Here is a 21,769-nt window from a genome sequence, read left to right as displayed (position 1 = left end):
CGTACACTTGTCGGCCCGGTGAAGGCCGGTCCGCCACCGGGGGAAATGTGGCGGACCGGCCTTCTCGTCCCCCCAGGAGGTGCGCGGATGACCAGCAGTATCCCCGCTGTCGACACCCGTTCGGCGGCCCCGGCCCTGGAGGCCGTCCTGCTCGACATGGACGGCACTCTCGTCGACACCGAGGGCTTCTGGTGGGAGGTGGAGGTCGCCGTCTTCGCCGAGCTGGGACACCAGCTGCTGGAGGAGTGGCGCGAGGTCGTCGTCGGCGGGCCGATGACGCGCAGTGCCTCCTTCCTCATCAAGGCGACCGGGGCGAAGATCGCGGTGGCCGAGCTGAGCGCGCTCCTGAACGTCCGCTTCTCCGAGATGATCGGGCTGGGCGTCCCGCTGATGCCGGGCGCCCGGCGGCTGCTGGCCGAGCTGGCCGCCCACTCGGTGCCCACGGCCCTGGTCTCGGCCTCGCACCGGGAGATCATCGACCGGGTGCTGCACAGCCTGGGCCCCGAGCACTTCACGCTGACCGTCGCGGGCGACGAGCTGAGCCGCACGAAGCCGCACCCGGACCCCTATCTGCTGGCCGCGGCCCGGCTCGGGGCGGACCCGGCGCGGTGCGCGGTGGTGGAGGACACCCTGACCGGGGTGACGGCCGCGGAGGCGGCCGGCTGCCGGGTGGTGGCGGTGCCGTCGGTGGCTCCCATACCGCCCGCGGCGGGCCGTACGGTCGTCGGCTCGCTCGAGGAAGTCGATCTCTCTTTTCTCCGCGGTCTGATCTCCAACTGATCTTCAGCTGATCTCCAGCCGATCTTCGGACGGGCGCCTGTTGATCTCCGGCGCCCGATCACGGGAATGCACCGTGTGTGCACTGAGCGTGCCAGGCGGAATGAGCACGGAACTCTCGGCGTTTGGCCGGGCATTTTCCGTGACGAATGTTGTGGCTGAATTTCCATGCCCGGCGGCGCGATTCCATGAGTGACGTTCGTCACCGGCATCCCGGCCCGTACTCCGGCATGTATGCCCGTTGACGGGCGGTCATCGGGGTTGAAGCGCACCCTTGTGTCCCGTTTGATCATTCCGTGTCTGAATCGTTCCGGCGTCCGGATATCGAACATCTCCCGGCTGTTATCGCGGCGTGATATCGCATCAACTTCGCCGTGTTCCGGCGGCAGTGGCCACGCGCACTAATCTCTTCGCGAGAACTTCACGGCTGCCCGTATGACCCGCCCACCCGGTATCGGTAAGGTCCGGGCACCGAACGCACCACAGGGAGAACCCCAGACAATGAACCGCAAGACGTTGGTCCTGCCGATCGTGGCAGGCCTGCTGGCGCCCGTGCTCGTCGCCTGTGGCGGGAGCGTCGGCGGAGCGGGCAAGGACAAGGCCATCGTCATCGGAACCACCGACAGACTCGAGGAGACCACCGACGCGCCCGCGCCGCTCGACCCGGCGGCCGCGTACGACATCGGTGCCTGGAACGTGCTCCACAGCACCTTCCAGACGCTGCTGCGGCTGCCGCGCTCCGGCACCGAGCCCGTCGGCGACGCCGCGGAGAAGTGCTCCTGGGGGGACCGCAAGAACGAGCAGTTCCGCTGCACCCTGCGCAGCGGCCTGAAGTTCTCCAACGGCCACGCGCTGACCGCCGAGGACGTCAAGTTCTCCATCGAACGGTCCCGGGCCATCAACTTCGAGAACGGCCCCGTCTCGCTCCTCAGCAACATCGACCAGGTGGAGACGCCGGGCGAACTCGAGGTCGTCTTCCACCTCAAGTCGCCCGACGCGACCTTCCCGCAGAAGATCGCCACCCCGGCCGCCGCCATCGTCGACAGCGAGTCCTACGAGAAGGACAAGCTCGACAACGGCTTCAAGGTCGCCGGCTCCGGCCCGTACACCGTCAAGACCGAGGTGAAGGACGACCGGGTCGTCAAGGCCACGTTCACCAAGAACGCCAACTACAACGGCTCGGCGAAGCTGCAGAACGACAAGGTCGAGATGCGCTTCTACGACGACTCCAAGTCGATGGAGAAGGCGCTCAAGTCGGGCGACATCGACATCATGAACCGCGCGCTGCTGCCCGAGCAGATCGGCCGCCTGCGGGGCGCGTCCGACGGCATCCGCCTGCTGGAGTCGCCCGGGCAGGAGATCAGCTACCTCGCCTTCAACACCGAGGACTCGACGGTGAAGTCCAAGGCCGTGCGCCAGGCCATGGCCCAGGTCGTCGACCGCTCGGCGCTGGTGCGGGACGGCTACGAGCGCACGATCGACCCGCTGTACTCCCTGGTGCCCACCGGCATCACCGGCCACCAGAACTCGTTCTCCAACCGGTACGGCGAGCCCAGCGTCGACAAGGCCCGCTCCATCCTGAAGGCCGCCAACGTCACCGGGCCGGTGCCGGTCACCCTCACGTACACCTCGGACCACTACGGCGAGGGCACGGAGAAGGCGTTCAAGACCCTGCAGAAGCAGCTCACCGACAGCGGCCTCTTCGACGTCAAGATCCAGGGCGTGAAGTGGGCGGACTTCCGCCCCGAGGCGGCCAAGGGCAAGTACGCCGTCTACGGCATGGGCTGGTTCCCCGACTTCCCGGACCCCGACAACTTCGTCGCCCCGTTCATCGGCAAGGACAACTTCCTCCGCTCGCCCTACCGGAACCCGAAGATCAGCAACGAGCTGGTCCCGCAGTCCCGGGAAGTGAGCCAGCGCGACGCGGCCGGCAAGTTCTTCCAGCAGGCCGAGGAGATCATCGCGGACGAGGTGCCGGTGCTGCCGCTGTGGCAGGGCAAGCAGTACATCGCCGTGCGCGACAAGGTCACCGGTGCGGAGTGGGCCCTCAACTCCGCCTCCGAACTCCAGCCGTGGGAGCTCGGCCGGGGCGCGTGACCTCCGGCGGCACCCTGCCCGGCCGGAGGTGACCCTCCAGCTCCCTATCATCGGCTCCACCTGTTCCACCCTGCATGACCAGCTTCACCGGATTCACCAGCTCCACGGAACGCTTGTTCAAGGCGACAAGGTCTCTTCCGCGATCAAAGAACTGTGAGGAAAGTGCACGTGAGGAAACGTGACCAGTGGCTCGCCGCCCCGCTCGGCGCGGGGCTTGCCGCCGCCCTGCTCAGCGGGTGCGGATCGGACGAGAGCACGGCGGCCGGCACCGGGGAGTCGGTGGTCATGGGGATGTCGGACGAGGTGCGCTCCACCGATCCGGCCGCGGGTTACGACCCGGGCTCCTGGATACTCTTCAACAACGTCTTCCAGTCGCTGCTGAGCTTCCCCAAGGGGAGCACCACTCCCCAGCCGGAGGCCGCGAAGAGCTGCAAGTTCAAGGACGAGAACAGCACCGTCTTCGAGTGCACGCTGCAGGACGGGCTGAAGTTCAGCAACGGTCACGACCTCACCTCCGAGGACGTCGCGTTCTCCTTCCGCCGCACGCTGAAGATCAAGGACAAGGACGGTCCGGCGGCTGCCATGCTGTCCTCGATCCAGGACATCAAGACGCCGGACAAGTCCACCGTCGTCTTCCATCTCAACCGCCCCGACGCGACCTTCCCGCAGAAGATCGCGTCGGGTGCCGGCTCCATCGTGGACCACACGGAATACTCGATGGACAAGCTCCGCACCGACGGCAAGGCTGTCGGCTCGGGCGTCTACAAGCTGGACTCCTTCGACAAGTCGAAGGCCGTCTTCAAGGTCAACGGCTCCTACAAGGGCCCTGCCACCGTGCAGAACAAGGGCATGACCATGAAGTTCTTCCACGATGACCAGGCCGGTCTGAAGGACGCCGTGGTCAAGGGCGACGTCGACCTCGCCTACCGAGGCCTCGCCATCAAGGACCTCGCCGACCTGGAGGCCGGCGCCGGCGGCAAGAACGGCCTCAAGGTCGTCGAGGGCACCAGCGCCGAGGTCCAGCACCTGGTCTTCAACATGAAGGACCCGGTGGTCGGCAAGGCCGGCGTGCGCAAGGCCATCGCGTACCTCGTCGACCGCGGCGCCCTGGTCCGCGACGTCTACAAGCGCACCGCCGAGCCGCTCTACTCGGTCGTCCCCAGCGGCATCACCGCGCACCGGACGCCGTTCTTCGACACCTACGGCGACCGGCCGCAGCTCGACAAGGCCAAGGCGGCCCTGAGTTCCGCGGGCGTCAACGGCAAGGTCAAGCTCACTCTTTGGGCCACCCCGGTCCGTTACGGCCCGGGCACCGTGCCGGAGTTCAAGGAGATCGCCGACCAGCTCAACGCCAGCGGCCTTTTCGAGGCGGACGTGCAGAGCGCCCCGATCGAGGAGTACGAGAAGGGCGTGGAGGCCGGCAAGTACCAGGTCTACGTCAAGGGCTGGGTGCCCGACTACCCGGACCCCGACAACTTCACCGCGCCGTTCTTCGGTGAGGACAACGTCCTGGACAACAACTACCAGTCCAAGGAGATAGCGAGCATCCTGCCGGCCACCGCCGCGCAGGGCACCCGCACCGCCACCGTCGACGCCTTCGCCAAGCTGCAGAATGCCGTCGCCCAGGACGTGCCGGTGCTGCCGCTGTGGCAGGGCAAGCAGTACGCGGTGGCCAACGAGCGCGTCTCTGGCCTCCAGTGGACCCTCGACGCCTCGACCGTCTTCCGGTTCTGGGAGATCAGCAAGGCCGCAAAGGAATAGTCCGGAACGGTCCGGACAGTCCGCAACTGTCCGGAACAGACCGGAACAAGCAGGGAAACGATTCGGGCCCCCGTCGTCGACGGGGGCCCGAATCATTCGCCCGGGGACGCGCCCCGGTGCCGCTGCTACTGCGCGCCGGGGCGCACCAGTCCGCTCTCGTAGGCGTAGACGGCGGCCTGCACCCGGTCCCGCAGGCCCAGCTTCGTCAGCACATGCCCCACATGGGTCTTCACCGTGGTCTCGCTGACGAACAGATCCGCCGCGATCTCCGCGTTCGACAGGCCGCGGGCGACCAGCTTCAGCACCTCGACCTCGCGCTCCGTCAGCGTGTGGAGGGTGTCCGGCAGCGGCTCCTCGCCCGACGGCAGGTGCCCGGCGTACTTGTCCAGCAGCCGCCGGGTGATGCTCGGCGCCAGCATCGCCTCGCCGCCCGCCACCACCCGGATCGCCTGGACCAGCTCATTGGCGGGCGCGTCCTTCAGCAGGAAGCCGCTGGCCCCCGCGCGCAGCGCCTCCACCACGTACTCGTCGAGGTCGAAGGTGGTCAGCACCAGCACCTTCGCCGGGCCGTTCCGCTCCGGGCCGGTGATCTGGCGGGTCGCCTCCACACCGTCCATGCGGGGCATCCGGATGTCCATCAGCACCACATCGGGCTGGAGCGCCCGCACCTGGTCGAGCGCCTGGAGCCCGTCCCCGGCCTCTCCCACGACCGCCAGGTCCGGCTCGGCCTCCAGGATCATGCGGAAGCCGGTGCGCAGCAGCGGCTGGTCGTCGACCAGTAGGACGCGGATCGCCACAGGAACACTCCTTCGCTAGACCTGCTCCATTCTGCCCTGACCCTCCCCTGCCGGGGCAGCCGGACCGTCGGTCGCGCCCTGGGTGCGCAGCCCGGGCAGGGGCAGCGGATACGGCGGGGGAGTGCCGCCGAATTCCGGGCAGACGGCCTGGTGGTCGCACCAGCCGCAGAGCTTCGTCGGCCGCGGCCGCCAGTCGCCCGTCTCGGTGGCCAGCGAGATCGCGTCCCACAGGGCGCGCAGCTTGCGCTCCACCGCCAGCAGCTCCGCCTCGACCGGGTCGTACGTCAGCACGTCGCCGCTGCCCAGGTAGACCAGCTGCAGCCGGCGCGGGATCCGCCCGCGCAGCCGCCAGATCACCAGGGCGTAGAACATCATCTGGAACAGCGGGGTGTCCCGGTACTGCGGGGCGGGCGCCTTGCCGGTCTTGTAGTCGACGATGCGCACCTCGCCCGTGGGCGTCACGTCCACCCGGTCGACGATGCCCCGCAGCGTCAGCCCCGAGGGCCCCGCGTCCGGCAGCACCGTCTCCACGAACAGCTCCCGCTCGGTGGGCTCCAGGCGCGTCGGGTCCTCGAGCGTGAACCACCGCTCGACCAGCCGCTCCGCCTCGCCCAGCCACTTCGCCAGCTGCTCCGGCTCGTGCGCGCCGCCCTCCCCCAGGAACAGCTCCGCCAGCTCCGGCCGGGCCGCCAGCAGCTTCTCCCACTCGCCCGGCAGCAGCGCCCGGGCCCGCGCCGGGGTGCGCTCGGCCGCCGGGACGTCGAAGAGCCGCTCCAGCACCGAGTGCACCACCGTGCCCCGGGTGGCCGCCGCGCTCGGCTTCTCCGGCAGCCGGTCGATCACCCGGAAGCGGTAGAGCAGCGGGCACTGCATGAAATCGGCCGCGCGCGACGGCGACAGCGAGGCCGGCCGGGCGGCCCCGGCGGGGCCCCGGCCGCGGCCGGCGGCAGGCGCGGCGGCGTTCTCGGAAGCGGTCTCCATGACAGAGACCCTACGGCCCGTCACTGACAGTCGGACGCATACCATCGACGGTAGACCCCTTCGCACTGCATGATCGTGACATCGCACCATTCGGGTGCCGGGGCCGGAGGGACGAGGGGACACCGTGGACAACAGCGGGCAGGGCGATTCCGGCGCGGGGGGCGCCGGCCGACCGGCCGGGCCCGGGGACCGCAGGCCGCAGCGGCCGCAGGAGACCGGCGGCGGCATCCTCATGGGCAGGCCCTTCGGCGTGCCCGTCTACGTGGCCCCCAGCTGGTTCCTCGTCGCCGCCTTGATCACCTGGGTCTTCGGCGGCCAGCTCGACCGCGTGCTCCCCGAGCTGGGCCGCGTCCGCTACCTGGTCGCCCTCTTCTTCGCCGTGGCCTTCTACGCCTCCGTGCTGGTCCACGAGCTGGCCCACACGGTCGCCGCCCTGCGCTTCAAGCTGCCCGTGCGCCGCATCCAGCTCCAGTTCTTCGGCGGCGTCTCCGAGATCGAGAAGGAGAGCGAGACCCCGGGCCGGGAATTCGTCCTGGCCTTCGTGGGCCCCCTGCTCTCCCTGGTCCTCGCGGGCGTCTTCTACCTGGCGATGCTCGGCGTCGAGCCCGGCACCGTCCCCGGCGTCCTGCTCGCCGGGCTGATGATCTCCAACCTGCTCGTCGCCGCCTTCAACCTGCTGCCCGGCCTGCCCCTGGACGGCGGCCGGATGCTCCGCGCCGTCGTGTGGAAGATCAGCGGCAAGCCCATGACCGGCACCGTCGCGGCCGCCTGGGTCGGCCGCGCCCTCGCCGTCAGCGTGCTCATCGGGCTCCCGCTGCTCACCCACGGCGGCTTCGGCAACGACGGCCGCGACTTCGGCGGCCTCGACTCCGTCACCGACGCCCTGCTCGCCGCGATCCTCGCCGCGATCATCTGGACCGGCGCCGGCAACAGCCTGCGCATGGCCCGGCTCCGCGAGCACCTGCCCGGCCTGCGCGCCCGCAACCTCACCCGGCGCGCCGTGCCGGTCCAGGCCGCCACCCCCCTCTCCGAGGCCCTGCGCCGCGCCAACGAGGCGGGCGCCCGCGCCCTGGTCGTCGTCGACGGACAGGGCACCCCCACGGCCCTGGTCCGGGAGGCCGCCATCGTCGGCGTCCCCGAGCACCGCCGCCCCTGGGTCGAGGCCGGCACTCTCGCCCAGGAGATCACCGACGGCATGCGGGTCTCCGCCGAGCTGTCCGGCGAGGACCTCCTGGAGGTCCTGCGGGCCACCCCGGCCACCGAGTACCTGGTCGTCGAGGAGACCGGCGAGGTCTACGGCGTGCTGTCCACGGCCGACGTCGAGCGCGCCTTCGTGGCGGCCATGGCACGCCCCTCCTCCTAGGGCACCCTGGCGGGACCCGGCCGTGGTGCCGGGCCCTCTCCGGGCCCGGTAGGCTGGTCACATGTCCGAACCGACCGGTGCCGCCCGCCGTCGCGGGCCCTTCCAGGTCGGGGACCAGGTCCAGCTCACCGACCCCAAGGGACGCCACTACACCTTCACGCTCGAGGCCGGGAAGAACTTCCACACCCACAAGGGTTCTTTCCCGCACGACGAGCTGATCGGTGCTCCCGAGGGCAGTGTTGTCCGTACCACGGGAAACGTCGCCTACCTCGCGCTGCGCCCCCTGCTCCCCGACTACGTCCTGTCCATGCCCCGCGGTGCCGCCGTGGTCTACCCCAAGGACGCGGGGCAGATCCTGGCCTTCGCCGACATCTTCCCCGGCGCGCGCGTCGTCGAGGCGGGAGTGGGATCCGGCTCGCTCAGCAGCTTCCTGCTGCGCGCCATCGGCGACCAGGGCATGCTGCACTCCTACGAGCGCCGCGAGGACTTCGCCGAGATCGCCAAGGGCAACGTGGAGCGCTACTTCGGCGGCCCCCACCCCGCCTGGCAGCTCACCGTCGGCGACCTCCAGGACAACCTGTCCGACACGGACGTCGACCGCGTCATCCTCGACATGCTCGCCCCCTGGGAGTGCCTGGAGGCCGTCTCCAAGGCGCTCGTCCCCGGCGGCATCCTCTGCTGCTATGTGGCGACCACCACCCAGCTCGCGCGGACCGTGGAGTCCATCCGCGAGATCGGCTGCTTCGCCGAGCCGCAGCCCTGGGAGTCGATGATCCGCAACTGGCACGTGGAGGGCCTGGCGGTCCGCCCGGACCACCGCATGATCGGCCACACCGGCTTCCTCGTCACCGCCCGCCGCCTGGCGGACGGCGTCGAGCCCCCGATGCGCCGCCGCCGTCCGGCCAAGGGCGCCTACGGCGAGGACTACGAGGGCCCGAACAAGGGCTGACGCCCCCTGCACACGAAGGCGCCGCCGCCGAGCACCGCACCCGCGGAACTCGGCGGCGGCGCCCGCATGTTGGGGCTGCTCGCCGAACGTGATCCCCTGGGCCGGGGCCGCCGTTCCCCGCCGCAGGCCCGTGTGGCACGATGCGGAAGATCCCGTCCCGCAGCAGCCCCGGAGGAGTCAGCGCGCGTGCAGCCACCGGCCGGTACCCCCGCCCACCCGCACACCCGCCCCCGCCCGCTCCACTGGCTGGCCACCGCCGCCGCACTGGCCGCCGTGGTCACGGGCGCGGCCCTCGCCGGCCCCGGTGACGCGACCGCCGGCGCCACGGCACCCGCCGCCGCGCAGGCCCCCGATCCGCACGCCGCGCACTACCCGCTCGACTGCCGCGGCGCGGCCCCCGAGATCCTGCGGCAGGCCCCCGCCGACCTCGACGGCGACGGACGGCCCGAGACGGCCGTGGCGGTGCGCTGCGCCTCGGGCGGCGGCACCCCGCCCAGCGGCGTCTACGTCCTCGCGCCCCCGGCCTCCCCGGGCGGCGCGCCCCGGATCACGGCCACCCTGGTCGACCCCCGGGAGAGGATGAGCGTCACCGGCCTCACGGCCGCCGGAGGCACCGTTTCGGCCACACTCCTCGGCTACTCCGCCCCCGGTGTGCCGCGCTGCTGCCCGGACTTGCGGCGCGCGGTCAAGTGGCGCTGGAAGGACGGGAAGTTCGCGCTGACCGCGCTGCCGGTCGCGGGGAGTGTGTGAACGGACACCGGGGGTGCCGCCGCACGGCGGCACCCCCGGTGTCCGTTCGTTCCGTCCGCTCCGCGCCGGTCATTCCGCGTCGGGACCGAAGACCTCGACCTTGTCGGAGACCCGGCGGACGTGGATGCACTCGCCGGGGCACTCCTTGGCGGAGTCCCGGACGTCGTTGAGCATCGGCAGCGGCACGGGCGTGGTGGCACCCTTGTCCTGGAGCAGTTCGTCGTCGGCGCTCTTCACATAGGCGAGCCCGTCGACGTCCAGCTCGAAGACCTCGGGGGCGTACTGGGCACAGATGCCGTCGCCGGTGCACAGGTCCTGGTCGATCCAGACTTCCAGGTCGCCGAGTCCTTCATCGTGCACGGTCATCTCGCCTGCCGTTCCCTGCGTATGTGAATCAATTGGAGCCAGCCCTGACGGGTGTTGACCGAGTCGACGATACAACCGCCCGCTTTCCGATGTTGGTGGGTGGGTATCCCCCTCACGTGAGGACGTGCGCAAGGGTGAAGATCGGACACACTCCGACCGGGTTTGTGATCTAGGGGTTTCAACCTGCACCGGCCCAGGTAGGGTCAGGAAGCGTCCAGCTCCCCTTGGAGGAGGTGAGGACCGTGGCAGCCCACGACGACGACATGAACCGCGGCATCCGGCCGGGACGAGGGTCTGAAGACCCCGCGGGCCAGGTTGCCTATCTCGAGCAGGAGATCGCCGTCCTGCGACGCAAGCTCGCCGACTCTCCGCGTCACACGAGGATTCTCGAGGAGCGGATCGTCGAACTCCAGACGAACCTGGCCGGCGTCTCCGCGCAGAACGAACGGCTCGCGAACACCCTCCGTGAGGCACGCGACCAGATCGTGGCCCTCAAGGAGGAAGTCGACCGGCTCGCCCAGCCGCCGGCCGGCTTCGGGGTCTTCCTGCAGGCGAACGAGGACGGCACCGCCGACATCTTCACCGGCGGCCGCAAGCTCCGGGTGAACCTGAGCCCGAGCGTCGAGCTGGACGACCTCCGGCCCGGCCAGGAAGTCATGCTCAACGAGGCGCTCAACGTGGTCCAGGCCATGCACTACGAGCGGGCCGGCGAGATCGTCACCCTCAAGGAGATCCTCGAGGACGGCGAACGCGCCCTGGTCATCGGGCACACCGACGAGGAGCGGGTGGTGAGGCTCGCCGAGCCGCTGCTGGACACCACCATCCGTCCCGGCGACGCCCTCCTGCTCGAGGCCCGCTCCGGCTACGTCTACGAGGTCATCCCGAAGAGCGAGGTCGAGGAACTCGTCCTCGAAGAGGTCCCGGACATCGACTACTCGAAGATCGGCGGCCTGGGAAACCAGATCGAGCTGATCCGCGACGCGGTCGAGCTGCCCTACCTCTACCCCGACCTCTTCAAGGAGCACGAACTGCGGCCGCCCAAGGGCGTGCTGCTGTACGGCCCGCCCGGCTGCGGCAAGACGCTCATCGCCAAGGCCGTCGCCAACTCCCTTGCCAAGAAGGTCGCGGAGGTCACCGGCAAGCCCGCGGGGAAGAGCTTCTTCCTCAACATCAAGGGCCCCGAGCTGCTCAACAAGTACGTCGGCGAGACCGAGCGGCACATCCGGCTGATCTTCCAGCGCGCCCGGGAGAAGGCCAGCGAAGGCACGCCCGTGATCGTCTTCTTCGACGAGATGGACTCCCTCTTCCGCACCCGCGGCTCCGGGGTCAGCTCGGACGTGGAGAACACCATCGTCCCCCAGCTGCTCTCCGAGATCGACGGCGTGGAGGGCCTGGAGAACGTGATCGTCATCGGCGCCTCCAACCGCGAGGACATGATCGACCCCGCGATCCTGCGCCCCGGCCGGCTCGATGTGAAGATCAAGATCGAGCGTCCGGACGCAGAGGCCGCCAAGGACATCTTCTCGAAGTACCTGACCGAGACCCTGCCGCTGCACGCGGACGACCTCGCCGAGCACGGCGGATCGGCGCGGGCGGCCGTGGCGGCCATGATCCAGTCGGTCGTCGAGCAGATGTACGCGGAAACCGATGAGAACCGCTTCCTCGAGGTCACCTACGCCAACGGCGACAAGGAAGTCCTCTACTTCAAGGACTTCAATTCCGGCGCCATGATCCAGAACATTGTGGACCGGGCCAAGAAAATGGCGATCAAGGCATTCCTGGACCACAACCAGAAGGGCCTCCGGGTCTCCCACCTGCTCGCTGCCTGCGTGGACGAGTTCAAGGAGAACGAGGACCTGCCGAACACCACCAACCCGGACGACTGGGCCCGCATCTCCGGAAAGAAGGGCGAGCGGATCGTCTTCATCCGCACCCTCGTCACCGGAAAGCAGGGCGCGGACACCGGCCGCTCCATCGACACCGTGGCCAATACCGGCCAGTACCTGTAACACCGCCGTCCGGCTGCGGATGTCCTTGCCCCCGCCACTGACGGGGGCGTCCCAGGGCGTCCGCAGCCGGACGTGCTTTTGCTCCACTCGTACGACCGGCACGACGACGTATTCCGCCCACGGCACGAACCGGAGCAATGACTGTAATGATCTCCCCAGCACCGCAAAGCCGTTCTAGGCTCTGTACCGCCGCCAAGCGCAATGGGGGATCGGAGACCGTACACGGACCGGATGCGCAGCGGTACTTGAGTGGCGACCCCACCCGGGGGCGCCACCGGGCAAGGAGGGCCGCATGACCGTACGGCGAGTAATGGGCATCGAGACGGAGTACGGGATCTCCGTCCCCGGTCACCCGAACGCCAATGCCATGCTCACCTCGTCCCAGATCGTCAACGCCTACGCGGCCGCGATGCACCGGGCACGCCGTGCCCGCTGGGACTTCGAGGAGGAGAACCCGCTGCGGGACGCCCGCGGCTTCGACCTCGCCCGCGAGGCCGCAGACTCCAGCCAGCTCACGGACGAGGACATCGGCCTGGCCAATGTCATCCTCACCAATGGCGCCCGGCTGTACGTGGACCACGCCCACCCCGAGTACAGCTCACCGGAGATCACCAACCCCCGCGACGCCGTCCTGTGGGACAAGGCGGGGGAGCGCATCATGGCGGAGGCGGCCGAGCGGGCCGCCCAGCTGCCCGGTGCCCAGCCGATCCACCTCTACAAGAACAACACGGACAACAAGGGGGCCTCCTACGGCACCCACGAGAACTACCTGATGAAGCGGGAGACCCCGTTCTCGGACATCGTCCGCCACCTGACCCCGTTCTTCGTCTGCCGCCAGGTGGTCACCGGCGCGGGCCGCGTCGGCATCGGCCAGGACGGCCACGAGCACGGCTTCCAGATCAGCCAGCGCGCGGACTACTTCGAGGTCGAAGTCGGCCTGGAGACCACCCTGAAGCGGCCCATCATCAACACCCGGGACGAGCCGCACGCCGACGCCGAGAAGTACCGCCGGCTGCACGTGATCATCGGCGACGCCAACCTCTCGGAGATCTCCACCTACCTCAAGCTCGGCACCACCGCCCTCGTCCTCTCCATGATCGAGGACGGCTTCATCAACGTCGACCTGGCCGTGGAACAGCCCGTCCGCACCCTCCACCAGATCAGCCACGACCCCACGCTGCAACGGCTGGTCACCCTGCGCAGCGGCCGCACCCTCACCGCCGTGCAGCTCCAGATGGAGTACTGCGAGCTGGCCCGCAAGTACGTCGAGGACCGCTTCGGGGCCGACGCGGACGAGCAGACCAAGGACGTCCTCGGCCGCTGGGAGGACGTGCTGGGCCGGCTTGAGCGCGACCCCATGAGCCTCGCCGGAGAGCTGGACTGGGTGGCCAAGCGCGAGTTGCTGGAGGGCTACCGCCGCCGCGACGGCCTGGACTGGGACGCCGCCCGGCTGCACCTGGTGGACCTCCAGTACGCGGACGTACGCCCGGACAAGGGCCTCTACAACCGGCTCGTCGCCCGCGGCAGGATGCGGCGGCTGGTGGACGAGGCCGACGTGGCGCGCGCCCGCACGGCCCCCCCGGAGGACACCCGGGCCTACTTCCGCGGCCGCTGTCTGGAGCAGTACGCGGAGGACGTGGCCGCCGCCTCCTGGGACTCCGTGATCTTCGACCTGCCGGGCCGTGACTCCCTGCAACGAGTCCCCACCCTGGAGCCACTGCGCGGCACGCGCAACCACGTCAAGGAGCTGCTGGACCGCTGCCGCACGGCGGAGGACCTGGTCCGGGTGCTGTCGGGCGGCTGAGCGGGGTCTGAGGTCCCGGGGAAGCGGGAATCATCACGGTGGTTCCGGGACGTTGTAGCAAGTGCAGGAAGTACAGGGCCGACCCCGGAGCCTGCTTGTAGGGTCGGATCTTGTAGGTCTCGTGTACATGTACGTCGAAACCGAGCGGGGTGAGGGGTATGGCGACCAAGGACACCGGCGGCGGACAGCAGAAGGCCACGCGTTCGACGGAGGAGGTCGAGGAGCAGGCGCAGGACGCGCAGGCATCCGAGGACCTCAAGGAGCGCCACGAGAAGCTGTCGGACGACGTGGACTCCGTGCTGGACGAAATCGATGATGTGCTCGAGGAGAACGCCGAGGACTTCGTTCGGTCATTCGTTCAGAAGGGTGGAGAGTGATTTCTCCTTCGAATCGAAGGAGGAAGGCGGGGGTGGATGTCCGAATTGGAGGGTGTGAAGCGTTGCGCGCGGTGCCGGAAGGAGAAGCCGCGCGCGGCCTTCGCCAAGTGGGACCGCAACAAGACCGCTTCCGACGGTCTCTCGACGCGCTGTAAGGCGTGCCGCGTCATCGAGGGCCGTGCTGGCCACCTCAAGCGCCAGTACGGCATCACCGAGGCGGAGCGCGACGAGATGATCGCGTCGCAGATGGGCCTCTGCTGCATATGCCTAGCGGCACCGGCGGTGCAAGTGGATCATTGTCACGAGACAGATAGGGTCCGTGGCGTGCTGTGCTTCAACTGCAACTCGGCACTCGGAAAGTTGAGAGACGATGTCGGCGCCATGCGCCGGGCCATCGCCTACCTGGAAGGAAACTCGTGGAAGCCAACCCTCGTAGCATCGGGCGTCTACCAGCTGCCTTCCTGACGCCAGGCTCGTCGTCCTTCATGGACTTCCTTGCCCAGCACCAGCCGGACATGCTGCCGCGCAACCGGCAGCTGCCGCCGCAGGGCGTCATCGAGGCCCCGCACGGCACGACGATCGTCGCCGCGTCGTTCCCCGGCGGGGTGGTGCTCGCCGGTGACCGGCGGGCCACGATGGGCAACGTCATCGCGCAGCGCGACATCGAGAAGGTCTTCCCGGCCGACGAGTACTCGGCCGTCGGCATCGCGGGCACGGCCGGGCTGGCCGTGGAGATGGTCAAGCTCTTCCAGCTGGAGCTGGAGCACTTCGAGAAGGTCGAGGGGGTCTCGCTCTCCCTGGAGGGCAAGGCGAACCGGCTGTCGACGATGATCCGCAGCAACCTCGGCATGGCCATGCAGGGCCTGGCCGTGGTGCCGCTCTTCGCCGGCTGGGACGTCGACCGTCAGAAGGGCCGCATCTTCTCCTACGACGTCACCGGCGGGCGCTCCGAGGAGCACGGCTTCGCGGCCACGGGCTCCGGCTCGCTGTTCGCGCGCGGTGCGCTGAAGAAGCTCTTCCGGGAGGACCTCACCGAGGGGCAGGCCACCACGCTGGTCGTCCAGGCGCTGTACGACGCGGCCGACGACGACTCCGCGACCGGCGGTCCGGACCTGGCACGCCGCATCTACCCGATCGTCACCGTCATCACCGACGAGGGCTTCCGGAAGCTGACCGAGGCCCAGTGCTCCGAGATCGTCCGTGCCATTCACGAGCGTCGGCTGGAGGAGCCGGACGGTCCGCGGGCCGCGTTGCTCTGAGCCGGTCCGAAGTCCTCGTTCGTCTCCGACAGAACTGACAGAAAGGGACGGATAGCGGTGTCGACGCCGTTCTATGTCTCCCCCCAGCAGGCCATGGCCGACCGTGCCGAGTACGCCCGCAAGGGCATCGCGCGCGGCCGCAGCGTCGTGGTCCTCCAGTACAACGACGGCGTTGTCTTCGTCGCCGAGAACCCGTCCCGTGCGCTGCACAAGGTCAGCGAGATCTACGACCGCATCGCCTTCGCCGCGGTCGGCAAGTACAACGAGTTCGAGAATCTGCGCATCGGTGGTGTCCGCTATGCGGACCTGCGCGGTTACACCTACGACCGGGACGACGTCACGGCCCGGGGCCTGGCGAACGTCTATGCCCAGACGCTGGGCACGATCTTCTCCAGCGCGGGGGAGAAGCCGTACGAGGTCGAGCTGATCGTCGCCGAGGTCGGGGCGGGCCCCGAGGACGACCAGATCTACCGGCTGCCGCACGACGGCTCGATCGTCGACGAGCACGGCTCGGTCGCGGTGGGCGGCAATGCCGATCAGATCAGCAGCTATCTCGATCAGCGGCACCGTGACGGCATGACGCTCGCGGAGGCGCTGAAGCTGGCGGTGGAGTCGCTGGCGCGCGACACCAACGGCAGCGAGCGGACGCTCACGGCCGAGCAGCTGGAGGTCGCGGTCCTGGACCGGACGCGCCCGCAGACGCGGAAGTTCAAGCGGATCCTGGGGCGGCAGCTGGCGCGGCTGCTGGATGAGGGGACAGGTGGGTCCAGCAAGGACAAGGGGAGCGCGGAGGAGTAGGGGTTTTTCCCCTGTCCCACCCCTTCCCGAAACTGGGGGCTGCGCCCCCAGACCCCGTTCCGGGGGAATATTCAGCCCCTCCGGCGTTTGAGGAGCGGGGGTCCGGGGGTGGAGCCCCCGCTTCTCGCCCCGGGGGCCCGGGGGCTTGCCCCCGGTTACGGGAAGGGGCGGGGTGGGGGAGAAACCACCCCCGTCGAACCGCGTGGGACCAGTTCCACCGGCAGGGCCGCCCGTGCCGTCGGCCGTCCTTCCAGCGCGCCCACGAGCGCCCGCATCCCCGCTTCCCCCACCGCCTCCGCCGGCAGCCGCACCGTGGTCAGCTCCGGTTCGAGTGCCGTTGCCAGCGCCAGGTCGTCGAAGCCGGTCACCGAGACGTCGTCCGGTACGCGCAGCCCCAGCCGCCCGGCGGCCTTGCACGCGCCCGCGGCCAGTACGTCGCCGTCGCAGACGAGCGCCGTCGGCCGGGGGCCCGGGCCGGTCAGGGCCCGCTCGGCGGCCAGCCGCCCGGCGGTCACGTCCAGGGCCGCGGGCTCGGTCCGCACCACCGTGGCGGCGGTTCCGCGCAGGGTCTCGGCCAGGGCCCGGGCCCGCTCCCGGAAGGTCCAGGAGTCGACGTCGGCCGCTATGTGGGCGAACTCCCGGTGCCCCAGGGCGAGCAGATGTTCCGTCACCTGACGGATGCCGTCGGCGATGTCGAGGTTGACGGTGGCCGCGGCGTCCGTGCGTGAGGGGTCGCTGTCGAGCATGACGAGCGGGAGGCCGCCCTCGCGGATGTCGGCGAGGGCGTCGGCGGCCATGGACGAGGCGATGACGCCGTCCAGCGTCGCGCGGGCCGAGGCGAAGGGGTCGCGGGCGGGCCCGGTGCCCTCGGGGGAGGGGTAGAGGACCACGCCCACGCCGTGCTCGGCGGCCGCGCGGGCCGCGCCCGCGTACACCCGGGCGAAGAATTCGTTGGTGAGGACGGGCACCACCAGCAGGGCGGTCCGGGTCCGTCCCAGGCGCAGGTTCCGGGCGGCCAGATTGGGCCGGTAGCCCAGCTCGCGCGCGGCCGAGCGCACGGCCTCGGCGGTCCGCTCGGAGACGCGGCCGCGCCACTTCTGGCCCATGACGAGGGAGACGGTCGCCTGCGAGACCCCTGCCGCCCGCGCCACGTCCCGGCTGGTGGCCCGGGCCGCCGCCGCGTGCCGCCCCCGGACGGTCGGCCACCGGCCGCGGGTCCGTCCGTCGCGCCCGTCGCGGCTCCCGCCCCCGAGGCTCTCGCGCTCGACGTCCGTCACGGTGCTGCGCCCCTCTCCGCTGCTGCCGTACCGCGCGGTTGGACCCGCGGGCTCCGATCATGGTACGTATAACGTCAATAGTTATACGTAAAACCGGGATGGCTCGGTCAAACACGACCGGGCGGCTCGCCGGGTCGGGATGAGAGGCGGACGATGGCGGCGGCGGGCGGCGGTTACGTCGACATGCTCAGGACGCGGCACGCGGCGCGACTGCTCACCGGCACCCTCGTGGGCCGGCTGCCGAACGCCACCGCCGCGCTGGCGATCCTGCTCTTCGTCCGCGCCCAGGGCGGCAGCTTCACGCTGGCCAGCGCGCTCTCGGCCGTCTACGGCGTCGCCAACGCCTTCGGCCAGCCGCTGCTCGGCCGCGCCGTGGACCTGCACGGCCAGCCGCGCGTCCTGCTGCCCTCGGCCCTGCTCGCCGCGCTCGGCATGTCGGTCTTCGCGGCCGTCGGCCTCGAGCCGCTGCCCGTGGTCTACGCGGCCGTGATCGTCTCCGGCTTCTTCACGCCGCCGCTGGAGGGCGGGCTGCGGGCCCTGTGGCCGGCCGTCCTCAAGAACGAGGAGCGCATCCACGCCGCGTACTCCCTGGACGCCATCGCCCAGGAAGTGATGTACGTCGTCGGCCCCCTGATCATCACGGGCATGGTGGCCGCCTGGTCCGAGGCCGGCGCGCTGTTCGTGATCAACGGGCTCGGCGTCCTCGGTGCGCTCGCCGTCGTGACCTCGCCGCCCTCGCGGCAGTGGCGCAGCGAGCCCCGCGAGGCGCACTGGCTGGGCGCGCTGCGCTCGCGCGGGCTGCTGGTGCTGCTCGGGACGTTCTTCTTCATCGGCTCCGCGCTGGGCTCCATCGCCGCCGCGGCGGTGGCCTACGGCGACAGCCACCACAACGACAACGTCGCCGGGTACCTGTTGTCCGCGGTGGGCGTGGGTGCGCTCATCGGCGGCACTGTCTACGGCGCGCGGCAGTGGGCGGGCAGCCCGGAGCAGCGGCTGCGGGTGCTGGTCACCGGGCTTGCGCTGTGCTACCTGCCGCTGCTGCTGGTGCCGGGCGTCGTGGCGATGACCGTGCTCGCGGGCGTCGCGGGCGTCTTCCTGGCCCCCTGCCTGGCCTGCGCCTTCGTCGTCGTGGACCGGCACGCGCTGCGCGGCACCGTGACCGAGGCGTTCTCCTGGCTGGTGACCTCCTTCGGCGTGGGCGCGGCGATCGGCACCGCCGTGGCGGGTCCTGTGCTCCAGAACGTCGGGGTCCGCGAGGGCTTCCTGGTGGCCGTGGGCGGGGGAGCCGCCGCCCTGCTCGTCATGCTCGCCGCGCGGGGCGCCCTCCAGGCCCCGGAGTCCGCTTCGACGGTCGTGGCGCGGTCGGAAAATGATCGGAACGGTGCGGTCGAACCCGGTTTCAGCGCAGGGCATCAGGCGTAATGTTCAGGCATGGACCGCCGCATTTTCGGGCTGGAGAACGAGTACGGCGTCACGTGCACCTTCAGGGGACAGCGCCGGCTGTCGCCTGACGAAGTGGCGCGGTACCTCTTCCGCCGCGTTGTCTCCTGGGGCCGCAGCAGCAATGTCTTCCTGCGCAACGGCGCCCGCCTCTACCTCGATGTGGGCTCGCACCCGGAATACGCAACTCCCGAGTGCGACAGCGTGACCGAGCTGGTCACCCATGACAAGGCGGGCGAGCGCATTCTCGAGGGTCTCCTCGTCGATGCCGAACGCCGCCTGCACGAGGAGGGGATCGCGGGCGACGTCTACCTCTTCAAGAACAACACCGATTCGGCGGGGAACTCCTACGGCTGCCACGAGAACTACCTCGTGGCCAGGCACGGGGAGTTCTCGCGTCTGGCGGACATCCTCATCCCCTTCCTCGTCACCCGGCAGCTGCTCTGCGGGGCCGGCAAGGTCCTCCAGACCCCGCGCGGCGCGGTCTACTGCGTCAGCCAGCGTGCCGAGCACATCTGGGAGGGGGTCAGCTCCGCCACCACCCGCTCGCGCCCGATCATCAACACCAGGGACGAGCCGCACGCCGATGCCGAGCGCTACCGCCGACTGCACGTCATCGTCGGCGACTCCAACATGTCCGAGACGACCATGCTGCTCAAGGTCGGCGCCACCGACCTGGTCCTGCGCATGATCGAGGCGGGCACGGTGATGCGCGATCTCACGCTGGAGAACCCCATCCGGGCCATCCGCGAGGTCAGCCACGACATCACGGGCCGGCGCAAGGTGCGCCTCGCCAGCGGCCGGGAGGCGTCGGCGCTCGAGGTCCAGCAGGAGTACTACGAGAAGGCCGTGGACTTCTGCGAGCGCCGCGGCATCCGCACGGGCACGGTCGAGCGGGTGCTGGAGCTGTGGGGCCGTTCGCTGGAGGCCATCCGGGACGAGGAGCTGGACCGGATCGCCACCGAGATCGACTGGGTGATGAAGTACCAGCTCATCGAGCGGTACCGGGCGAAGAACAACATCACCATGTCGCATCCGAGGATTGCCCAGATAGACCTCGCCTACCACGACATCCACCGCCGCCGGGGCCTGTACTACCTGCTGGAAAAGCGCGGTCAGGCCGCCCGGGTGTGCAACGACCTCAAAATCTTCGAGGGAAAGTCGGTGCCCCCGCAGACGACCCGGGCCCGGCTGCGCGGCGATTTCATCCGCCGGGCCCAGGAACAGCGCCGGGACTTCACCGTGGACTGGGTGCATCTCAAGCTCAACGACCAGGCGCAGCGCACCGTGTTGTGCAAGGACCCGTTCCGTTCCGTCGACGACCGGGTGGAGAAGCTGATCGCCGGAATGTGAGCTGAATCCTGAGCCGTGAAGTGCACGGTTGTGCGCCGGGTCCGCCGGACCCGGCGCACAACCGTGTCGGCCGGGGTTGATCGGACGGATACAGGCCGTAGAGTGACGGACACTGCCCAGCGACCCCTACAGCCGAGTTGGACTTCATGAACCACACGAAGAACGCGCGTCGCCTCGCCGCGGCGTTGGCCGTGCCCGTCCTGCTGATCACCGCCGCGGCGTGCGGGTCTAAGGACAGCGGCGGATCCTCCGAGGCCAAGGTGACGGTGGAGGGCAAGTTCGGCGAGAAGCCCGAGATCTCCGTGCCCAAGGACGCCAAGCCGTCGGACAAGATGGTCGTCAAGACCCTGACGGAGGGCACCGGCGACAAGGCGGAGAAGGGCTCCTTCGTCCGGCTGGACTTCGCCGGGCAGACGATGAAGGACAACAAGACCCTCGGCGGGACCTGGGCGACCCAGGACAAGGCGAGCGGCGGCGGTCCGCGCCGCCAGCTGGTGCAGCAGCTCGGCCAGCCGAGCCAGGAGATGCCCGCCAAGGTGCTGGATGCCGTGGTCGGCCAGAAGGCCGGCAGCCGCGTGGAGATCGAGGGCACCGCGAAGGCCCTGATCGGCGATCAGCTCAACCCGCAGGCGGGCGTCAAGCCGGAGGACGGCCTGGTGTGGGTGATCGACGTGGTCGGTGCCCAGAAGGTCGATCCCAAGACCGAGGCCAAGGGCGACCAGGCCAAGCCGGAGGACGGCATGCCCGAGGTCAAGCCCAATGCGCAGAAGGCCGCGGACATCACCATCCCCAAGGACACCAAGCCGCCGACGGACCTCAAGGAGCAGCTGCTCATCAAGGGCAGCGGCCCGGAGATCAAGGCCGGTGACGGCCTGATCGCCCAGTACACCGGGGTGAAGTGGGAGGACGGCCAGAAGTTCGACTCCTCCTGGGACCACGCGGGCGCCACGGCCTTCCAGATCGGCACCGGCTCGGTCGTCCAGGGCTGGGACAAGGGCCTGGTCGGCAAGCACGTGGGCGACCGCGTGGAGCTGGTGATCCCGCCGAAGTTCGGCTACGAGGGCCAGGCGCAGAGCGGCTTGGACAAGAACACCCTGGTCTTTGTGGTGGACATCGTGGGCAAGGTCTGAGCCACGCCGAAGGGTTTCGGCCTTCCGATCGGCATCTGCCAGAATTGCGCGGTTGCCAGCAAGATTCCTTCGTAGGAGCACATTCGTGAACATCGACAAGCCCGAGATCGACTTCCCCGAGGGCCCGGTCCCGACCGACCTGGAGATCACCGAGATCTGGGAGGGCGACGGTGCCGAGGCCAAGGCCGGCGACTTCGTCAAGGTCCACTACGTGGGCGTGGCCTGGTCCACCGGCGAGGAGTTCGACGCCAGCTGGAACCGTGGCAGGCCGCTGGAGTTCAAGCTGGGTGCCGGCCAGGTCATCGAGGGCTGGGACAAGGGCATCCAGGGCATGAAGGTCGGCGGCCGCCGCAAGCTGGTCATCCCGGCCCACCTCGGCTACGGCGACCGTGGCGCCGGCAACGCCATCGCCCCGGGCGAGACCCTGATCTTCGTTTGCGACCTGATGGCGGTCTGAGCCCCCGCGATCGAAGGCCGAGGG

Annotated in this window: 20 protein-coding genes; 16 read left to right on the top strand and 4 right to left on the bottom strand. The window is 69.7% G+C overall.

The features are described 5' to 3' along the window. The first annotated feature begins 87 nt into the window (after positions 1–87). The 3 genes from AC1Z4A_RS05250 to AC1Z4A_RS05240 all read left to right on the top strand — a co-directional run bounded on the left by AC1Z4A_RS05250 (position 88) and on the right by AC1Z4A_RS05240 (position 4,635). A complete protein-coding gene (locus AC1Z4A_RS05250; RefSeq protein WP_483676649.1) occupies positions 88–780 on the top strand; it encodes an HAD family hydrolase in 693 nt (230 codons plus the stop codon). A gap of 498 nt (positions 781–1,278) precedes the next feature. Continuing rightward, on the top strand, positions 1,279–2,874 hold the full coding sequence (locus tag AC1Z4A_RS05245) for an ABC transporter substrate-binding protein (RefSeq protein WP_483676648.1): 1,596 nt from the start codon (positions 1,279–1,281) through the stop codon (positions 2,872–2,874). A 168-nt stretch (positions 2,875–3,042) separates the two neighbouring features. After that, positions 3,043–4,635: an ABC transporter substrate-binding protein gene (locus AC1Z4A_RS05240; RefSeq protein WP_483676647.1), complete on the top strand. Its 1,593-nt coding sequence runs from the start codon at positions 3,043–3,045 to the stop codon at positions 4,633–4,635. A 125-nt stretch (positions 4,636–4,760) separates the two neighbouring features. Here the strand turns inward: AC1Z4A_RS05240 and AC1Z4A_RS05235 are convergent, their stop codons facing one another. Beyond that, positions 4,761–5,432, bottom strand: a complete 672-nt coding sequence (locus AC1Z4A_RS05235; RefSeq protein WP_483676646.1) for a response regulator — start codon at positions 5,430–5,432, stop codon at positions 4,761–4,763. A gap of 15 nt (positions 5,433–5,447) precedes the next feature. Beyond that, on the bottom strand, positions 5,448–6,413 hold the full coding sequence (locus tag AC1Z4A_RS05230) for a RecB family exonuclease (protein ID WP_483676645.1): 966 nt from the start codon (positions 6,411–6,413) through the stop codon (positions 5,448–5,450). A gap of 124 nt (positions 6,414–6,537) precedes the next feature. On the opposite strand from AC1Z4A_RS05230, the gene AC1Z4A_RS05225 reads away from it, so the two are divergent. From AC1Z4A_RS05225 to AC1Z4A_RS05215, 3 genes are all read left to right on the top strand, one after another. Next, complete coding sequence (locus AC1Z4A_RS05225; protein ID WP_483676644.1) at positions 6,538–7,776, top strand: site-2 protease family protein; 1,239 nt, start codon at positions 6,538–6,540, stop codon at positions 7,774–7,776. A 61-nt stretch (positions 7,777–7,837) separates the two neighbouring features. Beyond that, positions 7,838–8,725: a tRNA (adenine-N1)-methyltransferase gene (locus tag AC1Z4A_RS05220; protein ID WP_483676643.1), complete on the top strand. Its 888-nt coding sequence runs from the start codon at positions 7,838–7,840 to the stop codon at positions 8,723–8,725. A gap of 186 nt (positions 8,726–8,911) precedes the next feature. After that, positions 8,912–9,475: a hypothetical protein gene (locus AC1Z4A_RS05215; protein ID WP_483676642.1), complete on the top strand. Its 564-nt coding sequence runs from the start codon at positions 8,912–8,914 to the stop codon at positions 9,473–9,475. A gap of 69 nt (positions 9,476–9,544) precedes the next feature. On the opposite strand, the gene AC1Z4A_RS05210 is transcribed toward AC1Z4A_RS05215, so the two are convergent. Continuing rightward, entirely contained in the window at positions 9,545–9,841 is a 297-nt protein-coding gene (locus AC1Z4A_RS05210; protein ID WP_483676641.1) for a ferredoxin, read from the bottom strand. A gap of 242 nt (positions 9,842–10,083) precedes the next feature. Between AC1Z4A_RS05210 and arc the strand changes: the two genes are divergently transcribed. From arc to prcA, 6 genes are all read left to right on the top strand, one after another. Next, positions 10,084–11,850, top strand: coding sequence for a proteasome ATPase (arc, locus tag AC1Z4A_RS05205; RefSeq protein WP_483676640.1), 1,767 nt, complete (start codon positions 10,084–10,086; stop codon positions 11,848–11,850). 292 nt (positions 11,851–12,142) lie between these two features. Continuing rightward, the gene (gene dop, locus AC1Z4A_RS05200) at positions 12,143–13,654 is read left to right on the top strand and encodes a depupylase/deamidase Dop (RefSeq protein WP_483676639.1); all 1,512 of its coding nucleotides are present in this window, start codon (positions 12,143–12,145) and stop codon (positions 13,652–13,654) included. Between the two features lie 158 nt (positions 13,655–13,812). Continuing rightward, entirely contained in the window at positions 13,813–14,031 is a 219-nt protein-coding gene (locus AC1Z4A_RS05195; RefSeq protein ID WP_020939002.1) for a ubiquitin-like protein Pup, read from the top strand. A gap of 36 nt (positions 14,032–14,067) precedes the next feature. Continuing rightward, on the top strand, positions 14,068–14,496 hold the full coding sequence (locus AC1Z4A_RS05190; RefSeq protein WP_483676638.1) for an endonuclease VII domain-containing protein: 429 nt from the start codon (positions 14,068–14,070) through the stop codon (positions 14,494–14,496). Then, positions 14,448–15,290 (top strand): proteasome subunit beta, encoded by an 843-nt coding sequence (gene prcB / locus AC1Z4A_RS05185; RefSeq protein ID WP_483676637.1) that lies wholly within the window; start codon positions 14,448–14,450, stop codon positions 15,288–15,290. Before AC1Z4A_RS05190 ends, prcB begins: the two co-directional genes overlap by 49 nt. Before the next feature lie 57 nt (positions 15,291–15,347). After that, entirely contained in the window at positions 15,348–16,088 is a 741-nt protein-coding gene (prcA, locus tag AC1Z4A_RS05180) for a proteasome subunit alpha (protein ID WP_483676636.1), read from the top strand. Positions 16,089–16,243: 155 nt separating this feature from the next. Here prcA and AC1Z4A_RS05175 read toward each other — a convergent pair whose 3' ends face one another. After that, complete coding sequence (locus AC1Z4A_RS05175) at positions 16,244–17,239, bottom strand: LacI family DNA-binding transcriptional regulator (protein WP_483683507.1); 996 nt, start codon at positions 17,237–17,239, stop codon at positions 16,244–16,246. 279 nt (positions 17,240–17,518) lie between these two features. Between AC1Z4A_RS05175 and AC1Z4A_RS05170 the strand changes: the two genes are divergently transcribed. From AC1Z4A_RS05170 to AC1Z4A_RS05155, 4 genes are all read left to right on the top strand, one after another. After that, entirely contained in the window at positions 17,519–18,787 is a 1,269-nt protein-coding gene (locus tag AC1Z4A_RS05170) for an MFS transporter (RefSeq protein WP_483676635.1), read from the top strand. 9 nt (positions 18,788–18,796) lie between these two features. Beyond that, positions 18,797–20,158, top strand: a complete 1,362-nt coding sequence (pafA, locus tag AC1Z4A_RS05165; protein ID WP_483676634.1) for a Pup--protein ligase — start codon at positions 18,797–18,799, stop codon at positions 20,156–20,158. 146 nt (positions 20,159–20,304) lie between these two features. After that, on the top strand, positions 20,305–21,288 hold the full coding sequence (locus AC1Z4A_RS05160) for an FKBP-type peptidyl-prolyl cis-trans isomerase (protein WP_483676633.1): 984 nt from the start codon (positions 20,305–20,307) through the stop codon (positions 21,286–21,288). An 85-nt stretch (positions 21,289–21,373) separates the two neighbouring features. Further along, positions 21,374–21,745, top strand: coding sequence for an FKBP-type peptidyl-prolyl cis-trans isomerase (locus AC1Z4A_RS05155; protein WP_483676632.1), 372 nt, complete (start codon positions 21,374–21,376; stop codon positions 21,743–21,745). Positions 21,746–21,769: the final 24 nt, after the last annotated feature.

The organism is Streptomyces sp. 17_S59, from assembly GCF_056930295.1.
The sequence above is the reverse complement of the archived record's forward strand: the minus strand, read 5'-3'. Positions and strand labels throughout refer to the sequence as shown.

What these genes read in the sequence shown, in the direction of transcription:
- AC1Z4A_RS05195 (WP_020939002.1), top strand. Translation starts at nt 13,813, where the DNA reads ATGGCGACCAAGGACACCGGCGGCGGACAGCAGAAGGCCACGCGTTCG.
- AC1Z4A_RS05230 (WP_483676645.1), bottom strand. Translation starts at nt 6,413, where the DNA reads ATGGAGACCGCTTCCGAGAACGCCGCCGCGCCTGCCGCCGGCCGCGGC.
- AC1Z4A_RS05190 (WP_483676638.1), top strand. Translation starts at nt 14,068, where the DNA reads ATGTCCGAATTGGAGGGTGTGAAGCGTTGCGCGCGGTGCCGGAAGGAG.
- AC1Z4A_RS05170 (WP_483676635.1), top strand. Translation starts at nt 17,519, where the DNA reads ATGGCGGCGGCGGGCGGCGGTTACGTCGACATGCTCAGGACGCGGCAC.
- AC1Z4A_RS05210 (WP_483676641.1), bottom strand. Translation starts at nt 9,841, where the DNA reads ATGACCGTGCACGATGAAGGACTCGGCGACCTGGAAGTCTGGATCGAC.
- AC1Z4A_RS05220 (WP_483676643.1), top strand. Translation starts at nt 7,838, where the DNA reads ATGTCCGAACCGACCGGTGCCGCCCGCCGTCGCGGGCCCTTCCAGGTC.
- pafA (WP_483676634.1), top strand. Translation starts at nt 18,797, where the DNA reads ATGGACCGCCGCATTTTCGGGCTGGAGAACGAGTACGGCGTCACGTGC.
- AC1Z4A_RS05245 (WP_483676648.1), top strand. Translation starts at nt 1,279, where the DNA reads ATGAACCGCAAGACGTTGGTCCTGCCGATCGTGGCAGGCCTGCTGGCG.
- AC1Z4A_RS05250 (WP_483676649.1), top strand. Translation starts at nt 88, where the DNA reads ATGACCAGCAGTATCCCCGCTGTCGACACCCGTTCGGCGGCCCCGGCC.
- AC1Z4A_RS05160 (WP_483676633.1), top strand. Translation starts at nt 20,305, where the DNA reads ATGAACCACACGAAGAACGCGCGTCGCCTCGCCGCGGCGTTGGCCGTG.
- dop (WP_483676639.1), top strand. Translation starts at nt 12,143, where the DNA reads ATGACCGTACGGCGAGTAATGGGCATCGAGACGGAGTACGGGATCTCC.